General features: G+C 72.7%; 12 protein-coding genes and 1 tRNA gene. 3 read left to right on the top strand and 10 right to left on the bottom strand.

Going from position 1 to position 15,795, the window contains the following annotated elements; translation table 11 throughout:
* Positions 1 to 61: 61 nt before the first annotated feature.
* The 5 genes from CLV92_RS13605 to gyrB form a co-directional block, all read right to left on the bottom strand.
* A complete protein-coding gene (locus CLV92_RS13605; protein ID WP_146099531.1) occupies positions 62 to 1,657 on the bottom strand; it encodes a methyl-accepting chemotaxis protein in 1,596 nt (531 codons plus the stop codon).
* A gap of 244 nt (positions 1,658 to 1,901) precedes the next feature.
* Positions 1,902 to 1,975 (bottom strand) — tRNA-Ile (locus CLV92_RS13600).
* A gap of 84 nt (positions 1,976 to 2,059) precedes the next feature.
* Complete coding sequence (locus CLV92_RS13595) at positions 2,060 to 2,545, bottom strand: DUF3566 domain-containing protein (RefSeq protein ID WP_104433436.1); 486 nt, start codon at positions 2,543 to 2,545, stop codon at positions 2,060 to 2,062.
* On the bottom strand, positions 2,542 to 5,256 hold the full coding sequence (gyrA, locus tag CLV92_RS13590) for a DNA gyrase subunit A (RefSeq protein ID WP_104433434.1): 2,715 nt from the start codon (positions 5,254 to 5,256) through the stop codon (positions 2,542 to 2,544). The genes CLV92_RS13595 and gyrA overlap by 4 nt, the downstream gene beginning before the upstream one ends.
* Positions 5,257 to 5,311: 55 nt before the next feature.
* On the bottom strand, positions 5,312 to 7,321 hold the full coding sequence (gene gyrB, locus CLV92_RS13585; RefSeq protein WP_104433573.1) for a DNA topoisomerase (ATP-hydrolyzing) subunit B: 2,010 nt from the start codon (positions 7,319 to 7,321) through the stop codon (positions 5,312 to 5,314).
* Between the two features lie 747 nt (positions 7,322 to 8,068).
* Between gyrB and CLV92_RS13580 the strand changes: the two genes are divergently transcribed.
* Positions 8,069 to 8,596, top strand: coding sequence for a hypothetical protein (locus tag CLV92_RS13580; RefSeq protein ID WP_104433432.1), 528 nt, complete (start codon positions 8,069 to 8,071; stop codon positions 8,594 to 8,596).
* Positions 8,597 to 8,668: 72 nt separating this feature from the next.
* Here the strand turns inward: CLV92_RS13580 and CLV92_RS13575 are convergent, their stop codons facing one another.
* From CLV92_RS13575 to dnaA, 5 genes are all read right to left on the bottom strand, one after another.
* Positions 8,669 to 9,319 carry a DciA family protein gene (locus CLV92_RS13575; RefSeq protein WP_211291118.1) on the bottom strand — a complete coding sequence of 217 codons (651 nt, stop codon included), beginning with the start codon at positions 9,317 to 9,319 and terminating at the stop codon, positions 8,669 to 8,671.
* Positions 9,309 to 10,499: a DNA replication/repair protein RecF gene (gene recF / locus CLV92_RS13570; RefSeq protein ID WP_104433430.1), complete on the bottom strand. Its 1,191-nt coding sequence runs from the start codon at positions 10,497 to 10,499 to the stop codon at positions 9,309 to 9,311. Before recF ends, CLV92_RS13575 begins: the two co-directional genes overlap by 11 nt.
* 16 nt (positions 10,500 to 10,515) lie before the next feature.
* Complete coding sequence (gene gnd / locus CLV92_RS13565; RefSeq protein WP_104433428.1) at positions 10,516 to 11,427, bottom strand: phosphogluconate dehydrogenase (NAD(+)-dependent, decarboxylating); 912 nt, start codon at positions 11,425 to 11,427, stop codon at positions 10,516 to 10,518.
* A gap of 72 nt (positions 11,428 to 11,499) precedes the next feature.
* Positions 11,500 to 12,627: a DNA polymerase III subunit beta gene (gene dnaN, locus CLV92_RS13560; RefSeq protein ID WP_104433426.1), complete on the bottom strand. Its 1,128-nt coding sequence runs from the start codon at positions 12,625 to 12,627 to the stop codon at positions 11,500 to 11,502.
* A 669-nt stretch (positions 12,628 to 13,296) separates the two neighbouring features.
* On the bottom strand, positions 13,297 to 14,853 hold the full coding sequence (dnaA, locus tag CLV92_RS13555) for a chromosomal replication initiator protein DnaA (protein ID WP_104433424.1): 1,557 nt from the start codon (positions 14,851 to 14,853) through the stop codon (positions 13,297 to 13,299).
* Positions 14,854 to 15,278: 425 nt separating this feature from the next.
* Between dnaA and rpmH the strand changes: the two genes are divergently transcribed.
* A complete protein-coding gene (gene rpmH, locus CLV92_RS13550) occupies positions 15,279 to 15,416 on the top strand; it encodes a 50S ribosomal protein L34 (RefSeq protein WP_104433422.1) in 138 nt (45 codons plus the stop codon).
* A 25-nt stretch (positions 15,417 to 15,441) separates the two neighbouring features.
* Positions 15,442 to 15,795: a ribonuclease P protein component gene (gene rnpA, locus CLV92_RS13545; RefSeq protein WP_104433420.1), complete on the top strand. Its 354-nt coding sequence runs from the start codon at positions 15,442 to 15,444 to the stop codon at positions 15,793 to 15,795.

Here is a 15,795-nt window from a genome sequence, read left to right as displayed (position 1 = left end):
CGAAGGAAGGACTGCTCCCAGCATGGCCCCGCTGACGCCGGGCGACCAGGGGCTGCGCCCGTCAGTAGCGGAAGCGGCTGACGAGCTGCTGCAGGTCGGCGGCCATCCGGGCCAGGTCGGCGGCGGAGTGCGCCGTGCTCTCGGCGTCACCGGTGGTCTGGCTGGCGGCGCGGGCCACGGTGGTGATGCTGCCGGCGATGTCCCCGGCCCCGGCTGCCGTCTCGGCGACGCTGCGCGCCATCTCCGCGGTCGTGGCGGTCTGCTCCTCCACCGCCGAGGCGGTGGAGGCCTGGGCGTCGCTCATGGAGTGGATGACCTCGGTGATCTGCGCGATCGCCGCGACCGCACCGGCGGTGTCCTGCTGGATGACCTCCACCCGGCGGGTGATGTCCTCGGTGGCGCGGGCGGTCTGCTGCGCCAGTTCCTTCACCTCACCGGCCACGACCGCGAAGCCCTTGCCCATCTCCCCGGCCCGGGCCGCCTCGATGGTGGCGTTGAGCGCGAGCAGGTTGGTCTGCTCCGCGATCGTGGTGATGCTCTTGACGACGTTGCCGATCTCGGCGGAGGACTCCCCCAGCTTGCCGACGGTGGCGCTGGTCCGCTCCGCGATGGCGACGGCCTGGATGGCGACCTCGGCGGCGGTGGAGGTGCCGGCGGCGATCTCGCGGATGGAGGCACCCATCTCCTCCACCCCCGCGGCCACCGTCTGCACGTTGGCCGAGACCTCGTCGGCCGCCGCGGAGACGCTGCTGGCCTGCTGCGCCGACGCCTGCGCGGAGCTGCTCATGCGACCCGAGGTCTGCGTCAGCTCACCCGAGGCCGCGGCCAGCTCCCGGGCGTTGCCGTCGACCGCGCGCAGCGTGCCGGCGACGGAGTCCAGCGCGCCGTTGAGAGCGGCGGCCATCTGCCCCACCTCGTCGCGGGAGTCCACGGGCAGCCGCTGGTCCAGGCGCCCCTCGGCCACGCCCTGCAGGACCTCGACGGTGCGCCGCAGCGGCACGCTGATCATGCGGCCGACCAGGACGGTCAGGGCCAGCCCGGCCAGCGCGGCCGCCACCAGCAGGGCGATGATCAGGGTGCGGGCGCTGCGGGAGTCCGCCGACGTGGCGGCGGCCTCGGCGGCGGCCTCGGCGTTGGCGGCCGCGACGATCTCCTCCAGTGCGGCGCGGGCGGCCTCGACGTGGGCGAAGCCCTCCTCCACGCGGACCCGCTCGAACCCGGCGTAGTCCTTCGCCTCGGCCAGGGGCAGCATCTTCTCGTCGCGGATGCTGCGCCAGGAGCCCAGCGCGGCGGCGAAGGCATCGGCCTGCTTCGCGGTCTCGGAGAACTCCAGCGCGGTGTAGTGCTTCCACGCCTCGTCGAGGGCCGCGTCGACCTTGGCGATCTTCTCCTCGGTCTTGGGGTGGTCGGCCGGGTCCTGCGCCAGCGCGAGCTCGGCGACGAGGAAGCGGCTGCGCTCGAAGGAGGCCCGCACCGTGGACACGTCGGAGACCGCCGCGACGTCGCGGGTGGCCATCGTGTGCATGTGGTGCTCGGCCTGGCTGAGGCGGTCGATGCCCACCACGCCCACCGTCACCGTCGAGGCCAGCACCAGCAGGCTCACCGCCTGCAGCTTCCCGGCAGTGGGCAGGTCACGGAAGAACTGGACAGCCGCCACGGTGCTCCATCTCGATTCAAGGGGGTTCGGCGCGATGTCTGGGGTCGACCCGTCACGCGGGGCGACCACCAGGGGCGTTGAACCCCCATCGGAGGATCCGCTCGCGGCCTTGAGGACTCTGCGTCACCCCGGCTCCCGGCGGACCCCTCGCAGGCGGCGGATGCGACCGCCCCGGGTGCCCCCGCCCAACGCCAGAGGCCCGCACCCCCGAGGGGGTGCGGGCCTCTGGCCTGCGGTGATGCTGTGGGCCTAACAGGACTTGAACCTGTGACCTCTTCCTTATCAGGGAAGCGCTCTAACCGTCTGAGCTATAGGCCCGTGCCGCCGTGGCAGCGGTACACGACTCTACCGCACCCGTGGAGGTGCGCTCACCGGGTACCGGCCCGGGAGCGCACCGGCGGCTCAGTCGTCGGACAGGGTGACCCGCAGGCCGCCGACGAGGGCGGCGGAGACGTTGTAGAGGAACGCCACGAGCGTCGCCAGGGCGGTCAGGAGCACGACGTCCACGACCGCCACCACCGTCGCCAGCGAGATGACCTTGCCGAAGCCGACGTACTCGAAGACGTCCACGCCGGCGTTCGGGCCCACGATGTCGCGCAGCACCCCGTTGACGTCGCTGAAGACGCCCATGCCGTTCAGGACGACCCACACCACACCGGTCGCCACGACCAGCGCCATGCCGATCGCCACCGACAGCAGGAAGGACAGCTTCGTCACCGTCCAGGGGTCCACCCGCGCCAGCGTCAGGCGCACCCGGCGGGGCACCCCGTCGTGCGAGACGGCCGGGCCACCGGGCCGGGCGGCCGGCCGGCTGGGGGTCGCCGTGCCCGACTGGGCCTTGCCGGACGCGGGAGCGCCCTGGCCGTAGGTGCGTTCCACCGGGGTCACTCCGTGCCTCCTGCGTCGTCCGTCGGAAGAGTTGACGGGTCGTCAGACGGTACGCCATCCACAGGCCCCTCGGCACCGGCATCCACGGCACCCTCACCCGCTCCACCCACACCGCCGTCGCCGGCGGCCAGGTCGTCACCCGGCCCGGCCTCGTCCGGCACGTCCACCGGCGACTGCTCGGCGGCGCGCACCTCGGCGCTGCCACCGGCGTCCTCCACCGCCGCGACCTCCTCCGCCAGGGCCCGCTCGGCGTTGCGGGCGACGGCGATGATGTGGTCGCCCGCATCCGGCTTGGCGAACGTGACGCCCATCGTGTCGCGGCCCTTCGCGGGCACCTCGTCGACGCGGGAGCGCACCACCTTGCCGCCGGCCATGACGACGAGGACCTCGTCGCTCTCCTCCACGGTCAGCGCACCGACCAGGTCACCGCGCGCCTCGGCGAGCTTCGCGACCTTGATCCCGAGGCCGCCGCGGCCCTGCCTGCGGTACTGGTCGATGGGGGTGCGCTTGGCGAAGCCGGCCTCGGTGACGACGAAGACGTCCTGCCCCTCGCGGGCCACGGCCAGGGCGAGCAGCTCGTCGTCGCTGCGGAACTTCATGCCCGTCACGCCCGAGGTCGCCCGCCCCATCGGGCGCAGCGCGGAGTCGTCGGCGGTGAAGCGCACCGACATGCCCTTGCGGGAGACGAGGAAGAGGTCGTCGCTGGAGTCCACCAGGGACGCGGCGAACAGCTCGTCGGGCGTGCCGTCCTCCCGCTCGCGCAGGTTGATGGCGATCAGGCCGCCGGAGCGGTTGGAGTCGTACTCGGACAGGCGGGTCTTCTTCACCAGCCCGCCGCGGGTGCCGAGGACGAGGAACGGAGCCTGCTCGTAGTCCTCGATGTCGAGGACGGCGACGATCTTCTCGCCCGGCTGGAACGCCAGCAGGTTCGCGACGTGCTGACCGCGCCCGTCGCGGCCGCCCTCCGGCAGCTCGTACGCCTTGGCGCGGTAGACGCGGCCCAGGTTGGTGAAGAACAGCAGCCAGTGGTGGGTCGTCGTGGTGAAGAAGTGCTCCACCACGTCGTCCTCGCGCAGCTGCGCCCCCCGCACGCCCTTCCCGCCGCGGCGCTGCGCCCGGTACAGGTCGGTGCGGGTGCGCTTGGCGTAACCGGTGCGGGTGACGGTGACGACGACGTCCTCGACGGGGATGAGGTCCTCGACGCTCATGTCCCCCTCGAACGGGAGGATCTGCGTCTTGCGCTCGTCGCCGTACTTGTCGACGAGCTCGCTCAGCTCGGTGCCGACGATCTGCCGCTGCCGCTCCGGGCGGGCGAGGATGTCGTTGTAGTCGGCGATGCGGCGGGCCAGCTCGTCGAACTCGTCGGTGAGGCGCTGCCGCTCCAGGGCCGCGAGCTGGCGCAGCTGCATCGTGAGGATCGCGCGCGCTTGCACGTCGTCGATCTCGAGCAGGTCCATCAGCCCGGCGCGGGCGTCGTCGACGGTCGCGGAGGCGCGGATGAGGGCGATGACCTCGTCCATCGCGTCGAGCGCCTTGAGCAGGGCCCGCAGGATGTGGGCGCGCTCCTCGGCCTTGCGCAGCCTGAACCGGGTGCGCCGCTGGATGACCTCGACCTGGTGGGTGATCCAGTGCTTGAGGAAGGCGTTGAGCGGCAGGGTACGGGGCACCCCGTCGACGAGGGCCAGCATGTTCGCGCCGAACGTCTGCTGCAGCTGGGTGTGCTTGTACAGGTTGTTCAGCACGACCTTGGCGACGGCGTCGCGGCGCAGCACCACGACGAGGCGCTGGCCCGTCTTGCCGGAGGTCTCGTCGCGCACGTCGGCGATGCCCGCGATGCGGCCCTGGTTGGCCAGCGAGGCGATGTTCTCCGCGAGGTTGTCCGGGTTGACCTGGTAGGGCAGCTCGGTGATGACGAGGCAGGTCCGGTTCTGGATCTCCTCGATCTCCACGACGGCGCGCATCGTCACGGAGCCGCGGCCGGTGCGGTAGGCGTCGGCGATGCCGCGGTGGCCGAGGATCTGCGCTCCCGTGGGGAAGTCCGGGCCCTTGACGCGCTGCATCAGGGCGGCGAGCTGCTCCTCGTCGCTCGCCTCGGGGTTCTCCAGCAGCCACTCCACGCCCGCGGCGACCTCGCGCAGGTTGTGCGGGGGGATGTTGGTCGCCATGCCGACCGCGATACCGGCCGAGCCGTTGACGAGCAGGTTGGGGAACCGGCTCGGCAGGACGGACGGCTCCTGGTTGCGGCCGTCGTAGTTGTCGACGAAGTCGACGGTCTCCTCGTCGATGTCGCGGACCATCTCCATGGCCAGCGGCGCCATGCGGCACTCGGTGTAGCGCGGCGCCGCGGCCGGGTCGTTGCCGGGGGAGCCGAAGTTGCCCTGCCCGGCGACGAGCGGGTAGCGCAGCGACCAGTCCTGCGCCAGTCGCACCAGGGCGTCGTAGATCGAGGCGTCGCCGTGGGGGTGGTAGTGACCCATGACGTCACCGACGACGCGGGCGCACTTGGAGTAGGAGCGGTCGGGGCGGTACCCGCCGTCGTACATCGCGTACAGCACCCTGCGGTGCACCGGCTTCAGGCCGTCGCGCACGTCGGGCAGCGCCCGCGACACGATGACGCTCATCGCGTAGTCGAGGTACGAACGCTGCATCTCCAGCTGCAGGTCGACCTGCTCGACGCGGTCGCCGGGGTGCTGCTCGGTGGTGTCGGTCACGGGTGGGGTCCTCTGCGGCCGGTGCGGTCGGGGAGTCGGTCGGGCGCGGGGCGCGTCAGACGTCGAGGAAGCGGACGTCGCGGGCGTTGCGCTGGATGAAGGACCGGCGCGAGTCCACGTCCTCCCCCATCAGCACCGAGAAGATCTCGTCGGCGGCCGCGGCGTCCTCGAGGGTCACCTGCAGCAGCGTGCGGTGCTCCCGGTCCATCGTCGTCTCGGCGAGCTCGTCCCAGTTCATCTCCCCGAGACCCTTGTAGCGCTGCACCGCGTTCTCCTTGGGCAGCCGCTTGCCAGCCTCCTGCCCCGCCTTGATGAGGGCGTCGCGCTCGCGGTCGGAGTAGGCGAACTCGTGCGGCACGTTGTTCTGCCACTTCAGCCGGTACAGCGGCGGCTGCGCGAGGTAGACGTGCCCGGCCTCCACGAGGGGGCGCATGTAGCGGAACAGCAGCGTCAGCAGCAGCGTGCAGATGTGCTTACCGTCGACGTCGGCGTCGGCCATGATGATGACCTTGTGGTACCGGAGCTTGTCGAGGTTGAGCTCCTCGCCGATGCCCGTGCCGAACGCCGTGATGAGGGCCTGGACCTCCTGGTTGCCCAGCGCCCGGTCCAGCCGCGCCTTCTCCACGTTCAGGATCTTGCCGCGGATCGGGAGGATCGCCTGGGTGCGCGGGTCGCGACCGCGCACCGCCGAACCGCCCGCGGAGTCGCCCTCGACGATGAAGACCTCGCACTCGGCGGGGTCGTTGGACTGGCAGTCCTTCAGCTTGCCGGGCAGGGAGTTGCGCTCCATCAGGCCCTTGCGGCTGGCCTCGCGCGCCTTGCGGGCCGCGTTGCGCGCCACCGACGCCGCCACCGCCTTGCGCGCGATGGTCTTGGCCTCCGCCGGGTTGCTGGCGAACCAGTGCCCGAGGTGCTCGGCCACCTGCTGCTGCACGAACGTGCGCGCGACGGTGTTGCCGAGCTTCGTCTTCGTCTGCCCCTCGAACTGCGGCTCCGACAGCTTCACCGAGATGATCGCGGTGAGGCCCTCGCGGATGTCGGAGCCCTCGAGGTTCTCCTTCTCCTTCAGCAGCTTCTGCTCGCGGGCGTAGCCGACGACGAGGTTCGTCAGCGCGGTGCGGAAGCCCGCCTCGTGGGTGCCGCCCTCGCTGGTGTTGATGGTGTTGGCGAAGGTGAACACCGACTCCGAGTAGGACGTCGTCCACTGCAGGGCGACCTCGACGGAGATCTGCCGGTCGGTGTCCTCGCTCTCGAACGACACCACCGTCTCGTGCAGCGGGTCGTTCTTCTTCTGCGCGTTGATGTGGCGCACGTAGTCCACGAGGCCGCCGTCGTAGCGGTACGTCACCTCGCGGGGGGCGATCTCGGTGTCCTCCGCGTCGTCCTCGGTCTCCGGCAGGCGCTCGTCGACCAGCGTCAGCGTCAGCCCCTTGTTGAGGAACGCCATCTGCTGGAAGCGGGTCCGCAGGGTCTCGAAGTCGAAGTGGGTGGTCTCGAAGGTCTCCTCGCTGGGCCAGAACGTGACGGTGGTGCCCGTCTCGACCGTCTCCTCGCCCTTGGCCAGCGGGGCCTGGGGCACGCCGTGGGCGTAGGACTGCCGCCACACGAACCCCTGCCGGCGCACCTCGACGTCGAGGCGGACGGAGAGGGCGTTGACGACGGAGACGCCGACGCCGTGCAGGCCGCCGGAGACGGAGTAGCCGCCGCCACCGAACTTGCCGCCGGCGTGCAGGACGGTCAGCACGACCTCCACCGCGGGGCGGTTCTCCACCGGGTGCAGGTCGACGGGGATGCCGCGGCCGTTGTCGGAGACGCGCACGCCGCCGTCGGGCAGCAGGACGACCCGGATCGTGTCGCAGTGACCGGCCAGCGCCTCGTCGACGGAGTTGTCGACCACCTCGTAGACGAGGTGGTGCAGGCCGCGCTCACCGGTGGAACCGATGTACATGCCGGGGCGCTTGCGGACCGCCTCCAGGCCCTCCAGCACCGTGATGGCGCTGGCGCCGTACTCGCCGTCGATCTCCTCGCGCGTGAGCGGGGTGACGGCGGCGTCGGCGGGTAGCACGTCGGCCAGCGACGGGACCGTGCCGTCGGCCCCCTCCGGACCGGGGTGCTGCCCGTGCGGAGCGGCTGCCGCCCCGTCGGGCCCCTGCTGGGGGTTCTCGGCCGGGCGCGCGTCGTCGCTGGGCACGGGTCTGTGCTCTCCCCTCCGGAGGACGGCGGCCGCGCGGAACCCGCTCCCGCGTGGGCGGGGACGGACACGGCTCCGAGCGGCTCCGTGGCCAGGCGGCCGCCTGGACGCCCCAGTCTACCCCGAGGGAGGGCGCCGGCCGGGACGCCAGGCCGCCAGAAACGGCCCTGTGTCGCCCTCAGACGGCCTTTCCGCCCCCCGGGCGAGGGCCCCCACGTTCCCCGGGAGCAGAACGGCCCTGCCGCGCACCTGCGGCCGCTTCCCTGCTGGGTCCGGGCGCCGGTGCGCCACCGCCCGCCCAATGCCCTTCCGCTGGTCCCCGCAGCGGCGTCCGGGTGGTCCTCCGGGTGGTCCCGCGGCGAGCCGGGGACGGCGGTGGAGGCGCGGACCGGGGTGGTCGTTCAGCGGGCCTCGGCGCCGCAGGGACCGGTCGGTCCGGGCGAGCCGGCCGCCGAGGGTCCGGTCCTGAGCAGGTGCCGGACACACCGGGGGACACCATGCCGGAGGCAGAAGTGCTCCACAACACTCCAGTACGCTCCGGACCGTTCGCGGGGTGCTCCCGGAACGATGCCGAGCGCCTGGAGTCTCGATGAGCCATCCGGGGAGGGAGATCAGCGGTCCATGAACACCCAGGAGGACGAGCTCGTGCAGGTGCTCGTGCCGCGCAAGCACCTCACGGCCGTGTACGCCCTCATCGCGCAGCGGGACGGAGCCCTGCCGCCCGACGAGCAGGCGGAGGTGGCGACCCCCGCCGCTCCGGCAGTGCCCGCTCCGGCAGTGCCCGCTCCGGCGGACGACGCGGCGCACGTCGCCGCGGTCCCGTGGGAGCGGGAGGACCTGCAGCGCTTCGCCCGGACCCCGCACGCGATGAACACGACCCTCTGCGCCGTCCTCGACGTCCTCGCCGACGACCCCGGCCAGTACTTCGCCACCAGCGACCTGGAGGAGGCGACCGGCATCTCCCGCGGCAGCCTGCGCGGCGCGTTCTCCGCGCTCACCCGGCACCTGCGGGTCCACTACGAGGGTCGGGGCTGGATGCTCTCCCGCGCCTGGGGTCCCACGCTGGACCCGCGCAACCCGGCTGAGGCGTGCTACCGGCTCACCGCCGACCAGGCCGAGCGCTGGCGGGCGGCCCGCACGGGCGCCTGAGCCGCGACTCGGCAGGGCCTGCTGCCCGGGCCTCCGATGCCCCGGCCGGGGCGGTGCGGACTCCCGGCCGGCTCAGCCGTACGTGTCGCGCGGACCCCGCGCTCCGGGGGCGCTGCGGCCCCCCTTGCGCCACGACGGTCCCTGCGGTCCCCGCACGACGACCGCCGTGACCACCCCGCTGCCCAGCTCCTCGTCGAGGCGGCGCAGCACGTCCGGCACCAGGAGGCGCACCTGCGTCGCCCACGCCGTCGACTCCGCCCGCACGGTGAGCTTGCCTTCGTCGAACGTCTCCGGGCGGCAGTGCTGCGCCACCTCCGACCCCACGACGGCGTCCCAGCGGCCGAAGACCCCACCCACCGACACCGGCTCGCGCCAGCCGCGCTCCCCCACCAGCCGGTCCACCAGCGACTTCAGGGGCTGCGGGTCGCGCGCGTCCGGCCAGGCACCCGAGCGGGCCGCGGCGCTGCGGCGGCGGTCGCGCTCGGCAGCGCGGTCCGCGGCCCGGTCCGCAGCCGTGCGGGGCGCCTCGAAGCCCCCGCCCCGGGTGCGCGCCGTCGGGGTCAGCCCGCGGGCCGTGGCGGCCGCCCGCGCCCGTCCCAGGGCCGCCCGCACCGCATCGGCGGTGCCGGCGGCGGGATCCTCGGGCTCCGTCCGCAGGTCCACGCCCGGTGGCGGCAGCAGCGGCTCCGGCTCGTCCTGACCGGGCTCGTTCTCACCCGGCACGGACGGCGCTCCCCGAGACGACGTCCACCCGGTGGGTCCCGGCGCCCTGCAGGGCAGGGGGCACGTCCTCCGGCACCGCCGCGGTCACCAGGACCTGCTCGGCCCCGGCCACCACCTCCGCCAGCCGCTCCCGCCGTCCCGTGTCCAGCTCGGCGAACACGTCGTCCAGCACCAGCACCGGCGCGCCGCCCGGGTCGCCCTCGGCGTCGCCCAGCAGCAGCCGGTAGCTGGCCAGGCGCAGCCCCAGCGCCACCGACCAGGACTCCCCGTGGCTCGCGTAGCCCTTCGCCGGCATCCCCGACAGGTCCAGCTGCAGGTCGTCGCGGTGCGGCCCGACGAGGGTGACACCGCGGTCCAGCTCCGACCGGCGCTGCTCCTGCGCGTCGGCGAGGAGCGCCTCCCGAACGTCCGCGACGGTGGGCACCTCGCCGTAGGCCTCCGTGGCGACGGAGCCCTGCAGGGCCTTGAGGTTCGACCGGTACCACAAGCCGAGGTCCCCCTGGCCTCCGCTCAGCACCTGGTACGCCTCGGCCGCGGGGCGGCGCAGCTGCCGCAGCAGGGCGAGGCGCGCCACGAGGAGCTCCGCCCCCGTCGTGGCGAGCTGCTCGTCCCACACGTCCAGGGTCCGCACGTCCGCGCGGCCGGAGCGCATCGCCGCCCCCGCCGACTTCAGCAGCGCGGTGCGCTGGCGCACCACCCGGTCGTAGTCGCTGCGCACGCCCGCCAGCCGCGGCCAGCGGGAGACCAGCAGCTCGTCGAGGTAGCGGCGCCGCCCGTCCGGGTCACCCTTGACGAGCGCCAGGTCCTCCGGGGCGAACAGGACCGTGCGCAGCGCCCCCAGGACCTCCCGCGGCCGGCGCACCGGTGAGCGGTTCACCCGCGCCCGGTTCGCCCGGCCGGGAGTGATCTCCAGCTCCACGAGGGTGTGCCGCTCCCCCCGGGCGGGGTCGTGCCGCACGACGTCGGCACGCACCACCGCCCGAGGAGCCCCCTGGCGGACCAGGGGGGCGTCCGTGCTCACCCGGTGGCTGGACAGCGACGCCACGTACCCGATGGCCTCGACGAGGTTGGTCTTCCCCTGCCCGTTGCGCCCGAGCAGGGTCGTCACCCCCGGCGAGAGGGACAGCTCCAGCTGCGGGTACGAGCGGAAGTCCGCCAGCGACAGGTGGGCGACGTACACGCAGACCGCAGCTCGGTCAGCTGACGGAGCCGGTGCCGGAGGTCGGTCCGGCCTCGGTCACGGCGTGCCCGCCGAACTGGTTGCGCAGCGCCGCGACCGCCTTGATCGACGGGGAGTCCTCCTGGCGGGAGGCGAAGCGGGCGAACAGCGCCGCGGCGAGGACCGGCATCGGGACGGCGTTCTCGATCGCCTGCTCCAGCGTCCAGCGGCCCTCACCCGAGTCGGAGGCGTAGCCGCGCAGCTTGGCCAGCTTCGGGTCCTCCTCCAGGGCGTGCACCAGCAGGTCCAGCAGCCACGAGCGCACGACGGTGCCGCGGGTCCACGCCTTGAAGACCGCCGGCACGTCGGTGATGATCCCCTTCGCCTCGAGGAGCTCGTAGCCCTCGGCGTAGGCGTGCATCAGGCCGTACTCGATGCCGTTGTGGACCATCTTCGCGTAGTGGCCGGCGCCGACCTCGCCGGCGTGCGCGAAGCCCTCCTCGCGCGGCCCCTCCGGGCGCAGCGCGTCGAAGACCGGCATGGCCAGGTCGATGTTCGCGGAGTCGCCACCGGCCATGAGGCCGTAGCCGTTCTCGCGGCCCCAGACGCCGCCGGAGACGCCGCAGTCGACGTAGCCGGTGCCGCGCTCGGCCAGCAGGGCGGCGTTCTTCTCGTCGTCGGTCCACTTGGAGTTGCCGCCCTCGATGACGAGGTCGCCCTCGCCGAGGAGCGGCGCGAGGGAGGCCACGGTGTCGCGGGTGATCTGCCCGGACGGCACCATCACCCACACGACCTTGGGGCTGGGCAGCGCAGCGACGAGGTCCTCGAGGCTGGCGACGTCCGTGACGTCGGGGTTCGGGTCGTACCCGGTGACCTCCACGCCCTTCTCCCGCAGCCGGGCGCGCATGTTGCCGCCCATCTTCCCGAGACCGACCAGTCCGATGTGCATCTGGATGCTTCCTCCCTGACCCGGTCCCCCGGGTCCGTGCGTCGTGTGGGTGGTCGGGCGACCGCAGCCGGCTCAGGTGGCCAGGCGGACCGGCATCAGCAGGTAGCGGTAGCTCTCGTCGTCGTCCCCCTCGGCCTCCCGCTGGCCCGTGAGCACCGCGGGACGGGTGGCCTGGGTGAAGGACAGGCGCGCGTAGGTGGTCGAGAGGGCACCGAGCCCGTCGAGCAGGAACTGCGGGTTGAAGGCGATGGAGATGGACTCCCCGGTCAGCGTCGCGTCCAGGGACTCCGAGGCCTGCGCGTCCTCCCCCTGGCCGGCCTCGAGCGCGAGGACGCCGTCCTCGAAGCGCAGCCGCACGGGGGTGTTGCGCTCGGCGACCAGCGCCACGCGCTTGACGGCCTCCATGAGCGGCGCACGCTCGACGACCGCGTGGATCGGGGACTCCGCCGGGAAGAGGGCTCGCACCTTCGGGTACTCCCCGTCGACGAGGAGGGACGTCGCGTGCCGGCCCCCGGCCTCGAAGCCGATCAGGTCGGCGCCGCCCTGGCCCAAGGCCATCGTGATGCTGCCGGTGGCCCCCATGGAGCGGGCGACCTCCGACAGGGTCCGCGCCCGCACGAGGGCGATGGCGGAGGTCTCGGGCGCGTCCGGCTGCCACTCCAGCTCCCGCATCGCGAGCCGGTAGCGGTCCGTGGCCATGAGGGTGAGCCGGTTGCCCTCGATCTCCATGCGCACGCCCGTGAGGATCGGCAGGGTCTCGTCGCGGCTGGCGGCGATCGTCACCTGGGCCACCGCCTCGGTGAAGGTGTCCCCCGGCAGCGTGCCCGACCCGCTCGGCATCGCGGGCAGGCTCGGGTACTCCTCCACGGGCATCGTGAGCAGGTTGAAGCGGCTCGCCCCGCAGCTGAGCGTGACCTTCGTCCCCTCGGTGACCAGCTCCACGGGGCGTGCCGGGAGGCTGCGGCTGATGTCGGCGAGCAGCCGGCCGGAGACCAGGGCCCGTCCGGGCTCGTCGACCCGTGCCGGCACCTCGACCCGGGCGGAGACCTCGTAGTCGAAGCTCGACAGCGTCACGGTGCCCTGGGCGTCCGCCTCCAGGAGGACGCCGGCGAGGACGGGCACCGGCGGCCGGCTCGGCAGAGCGCGCGCAGCCCAGGCCACGGCCTCCGCGAGCACGTCCCGCTCGACCTGGAGCTTCACGGGCCACCGCCTTCCTCCGTGCCGGGCCCCTGCCCGGCGTACCCGTTCGTCTGGTGCACCCGTGCCCGGGAGGGCCCTCGGATCCACCGCGGGTGTCCACAGTCCTCCACCGGTGCGGGGAGCGGCTCCCGACATTACGCGAGTCGACCGACACCGGTGAACCGGGGAGCGGGCCCGCGCAGCGGGCCGTTCTCCCCAGCTCTCCTCCCCAGCCCTCCGCATCCACGTCCACCGGTAGATGTGGGCTGACGACCCTCTCTCCTGGGGGAATCATCATCGTCATAGCCCTTGTGGAACCTGGGGATGAACCAGTGTCTTCGCAGGTCAGAGGCCTGTAGGGGCCATCCGGGCCTGTGGAGCCGCTGCGGAGCGCGACGCGTCGTCGTCCACAGGCGCGAGGCGGCCCGGACCGCTGTGCACAGGCGTCCACCGCTCGTGCTGCGAGCGTGCACCGGCGGTCCACCGGGTTGTCCACGGCTTTCGCGGCCTTCGTCCACAGGGTTGTCCCCAGTCTGTGGAGGGAAGTGCACAGGCTGGTCGCCCCTGCTGGGGACGGCGCCGGGACGGATCCGTGGACACGGCCACGGCCCCCGCCCGGGCGTCTGCCGGGAACGGGGGCCGTGGAGGGGGCCTGGGGACGGCGACGGGGCGCCGTGCGTCACACCTCGATCAGGCGCCGGCCTGCTTCTTGATGCGGTTCGTGAGCTCGGTGACCTGGTTGTAGGTGCTGCGCCGCTCCGCCATCTGCTGCTTGATCTTGCGCTCGGCGTGCATGACGGTCGTGTGGTCGCGGCCGCCGAACTGCTGGCCGATCTTCGGCAGCGACAGCTCCGTGAGCTCCCGGCACAGGTACATCGCGATCTGCCGGGCGGTCACCAGCGTGCGCGAGCGCGAGGTGCCGCACAGGTCCTCCAGCGTCACGCTGAAGTAGGACGCCGTCTGCCCCATGATCGTCGATGCGGTGATCTCCGGCGTCGTGTCGTTGGGGATCAGGTCGCGCAGGACGATCTCGGCGAGCTGGGTGTCGACGAGCTGCCGGTTGAGGCTGGCGAACGCCGTGACGCGGATCAGCGCGCCCTCGAGCTCGCGGATGTTGCTGCTGATCTTCGAGGCGATGTACTCCAGCACCTCGTCGGGAGCCTCGAGCCGCTCCCCGATCGCCTTCTTGCGGAGGATCGCGATGCGCGTCTCCAGGTCCGGCGGCTGCACGTCCGTGATCAGGCCCCACTCGAAGCGGCTGCGCATCCGCTCCTCGAAGCCGGAGAGCTGCTTCGGCGGCAGGTCGGAGGTGATCACGACCTGCTTGCTGCTGTTGTGCAGCGTGTTGAACGTGTGGAAGAACTCCTCCTGCGTCTGCACCTTGTTCGACAGGAACTGGATGTCGTCGATCAGGAGCACGTCGACGTCGCGGTAGCGGCGCTGGAACGCCTGCGCCTTGTCGTCGCGGATGGAGTTGATGAAGTCGTTGGTGAACTCCTCCGAGTTCACGTAGCGCACCTGCACCCCGGGGTACAGGTTCTGCGCGTAGTGCCCGATCGCGTGCAGCAGGTGCGTCTTGCCCAGGCCGGACTCGCCGTAGATGAAGAGCGGGTTGTACGCCTTGGCCGGCGCCTCGGCCACCGCCACCGCCGCGGCGTGGGCGAAGCGGTTGCTGGCGCCGATGACGAAGGTCTCGAAGATGTACTTCGGGTTCAGCCGCGCCGTCTCGCCCTTGGCCCCGGCCCGCGACGCGCTGCCCCGGTTCGCCGGGCGCCCCGCCTGCCGGCCCGTACCGGGCCCGCGGTCCACCTGGAAGCCCGTGAAGAGCAGGTCCGGGTCGGAGTCGTCCAGCGGGATGCCGTCGTGGGCCGAGCGGGACGACGGCTGGTCGTCCCACCGGGTGCGCTCCTCGGGGGGCGCCTCCTGCGCAGCGCCGCCGTCGGCCGACATCTCCGCGTGCCCGTCACCGGAGCGCTCGTCGGAGATGGAGCTGTCGACGGTGACGGCGATGCGCACCCCGCGCCCGAGGGCGTCGCTGAGCGCACGAGCCAGGGGCTCGCGCATCTTCTGCTCGATGAACTCCTTGGTCAGGTCGTTCGGCACGGCGAGCAGGGCGGTGCCGTCGAGCAGGCCCAGGGGCTTGGTCAGGCGGACGAAGGCGCGCTGCTGGTGCGTGGCCCCCGAGCTCTCGAGCTGCGCGATCGCGCGCGTCCAGGCCTGGGAGAACGTCTCGCCCTCGGCATCCACTGAAGCCACTCCTGTCCCGCCGCGCTGTGGGGAGGGCGGTTGTCCACACCCCTGTCCACATACTGTGCATGACGGTGGGTGCGGTGATGTGCGCCCCCTCGATCCGCCACTGGATCGGGCGTGGACGCCAGCAGTCGAGCCGGACGGTAACAACCGGGACCCGAGCCGTTCAAGTGGCCCTCACCGGCACCCGGTTGCGCTGGCCCGGACGGGTGAACGCTAGACGGAGCCCGTCGCGCTGTGCATCCGACACGCCGTCCCGGGTCGCGGTCACGGACGCGCTTTGACCCCACCTGCCCTCGGGTCGTACCCTGACCGAGATTGTGTTCTGCGCTGTCTCGGAGTTCTGCACCGGTCCCCTGGGGCCGGTCTGATCGCGGCGGCCAGCACCCCAGCCCCGTTCCGATCGATCCTGGAGACCTGACGTGAGCAAGCGGACCTTCCAGCCGAACAACCGCCGTCGGGCCAAGACCCACGGCTTCCGGCTGCGGATGCGCACGCGCGCCGGCCGCGCCATCCTCTCGGCTCGGCGCGCCAAGGGCCGCGCCGAGCTCTCGGCCTGACCTTCCTCCTCCCTCCGTACGCGCCGTGCTCCCGCTAGCGCGCCGCCTGCACCGTCGGGACGACTTCACCCTCGTCCTGCGGAGCGGGCGCCGCGTGGGGGCACGGCGCGTCGTGCTGCACTACGCCGACACCGGAGAGCAGGGGCCCGCGCGGGTGGGGTTCGTGGTCTCCAAGGCCGTGGGTGGTTCGGTGCAGCGCCACCGCACCCAGCGGCAGCTGCGCCACCTCTGCGCCGACCGCCTGCCACTCCTGCCCGACGGGGCTCTGCTGGTGGTGCGGGCCCTGCCCGCCGCGGCCGGCAGCACCTCCGCCGAACTGGGGGCGGACCTCGACAAGGGCCTCCGGCGCCTGGGGCTGGCAGCCGTGGTGGGGCAGTGA

Origin of the sequence: Kineococcus xinjiangensis (genome assembly GCF_002934625.1) — a bacterium.
Classification (GTDB): Bacteria; Actinomycetota; Actinomycetes; order Actinomycetales; family Kineococcaceae; genus Kineococcus_A; species Kineococcus_A xinjiangensis.
Note: the sequence above shows the minus strand (reverse complement) of the source record. Positions and strands in the feature narration are given on the sequence as shown.

What these genes read in the sequence shown, in the direction of transcription:
- gnd (WP_104433428.1), bottom strand. Translation starts at nt 11,427, where the DNA reads ATGCACATCGGACTGGTCGGTCTCGGGAAGATGGGCGGCAACATGCGC.
- CLV92_RS13580 (WP_104433432.1), top strand. Translation starts at nt 8,069, where the DNA reads ATGAACACCCAGGAGGACGAGCTCGTGCAGGTGCTCGTGCCGCGCAAG.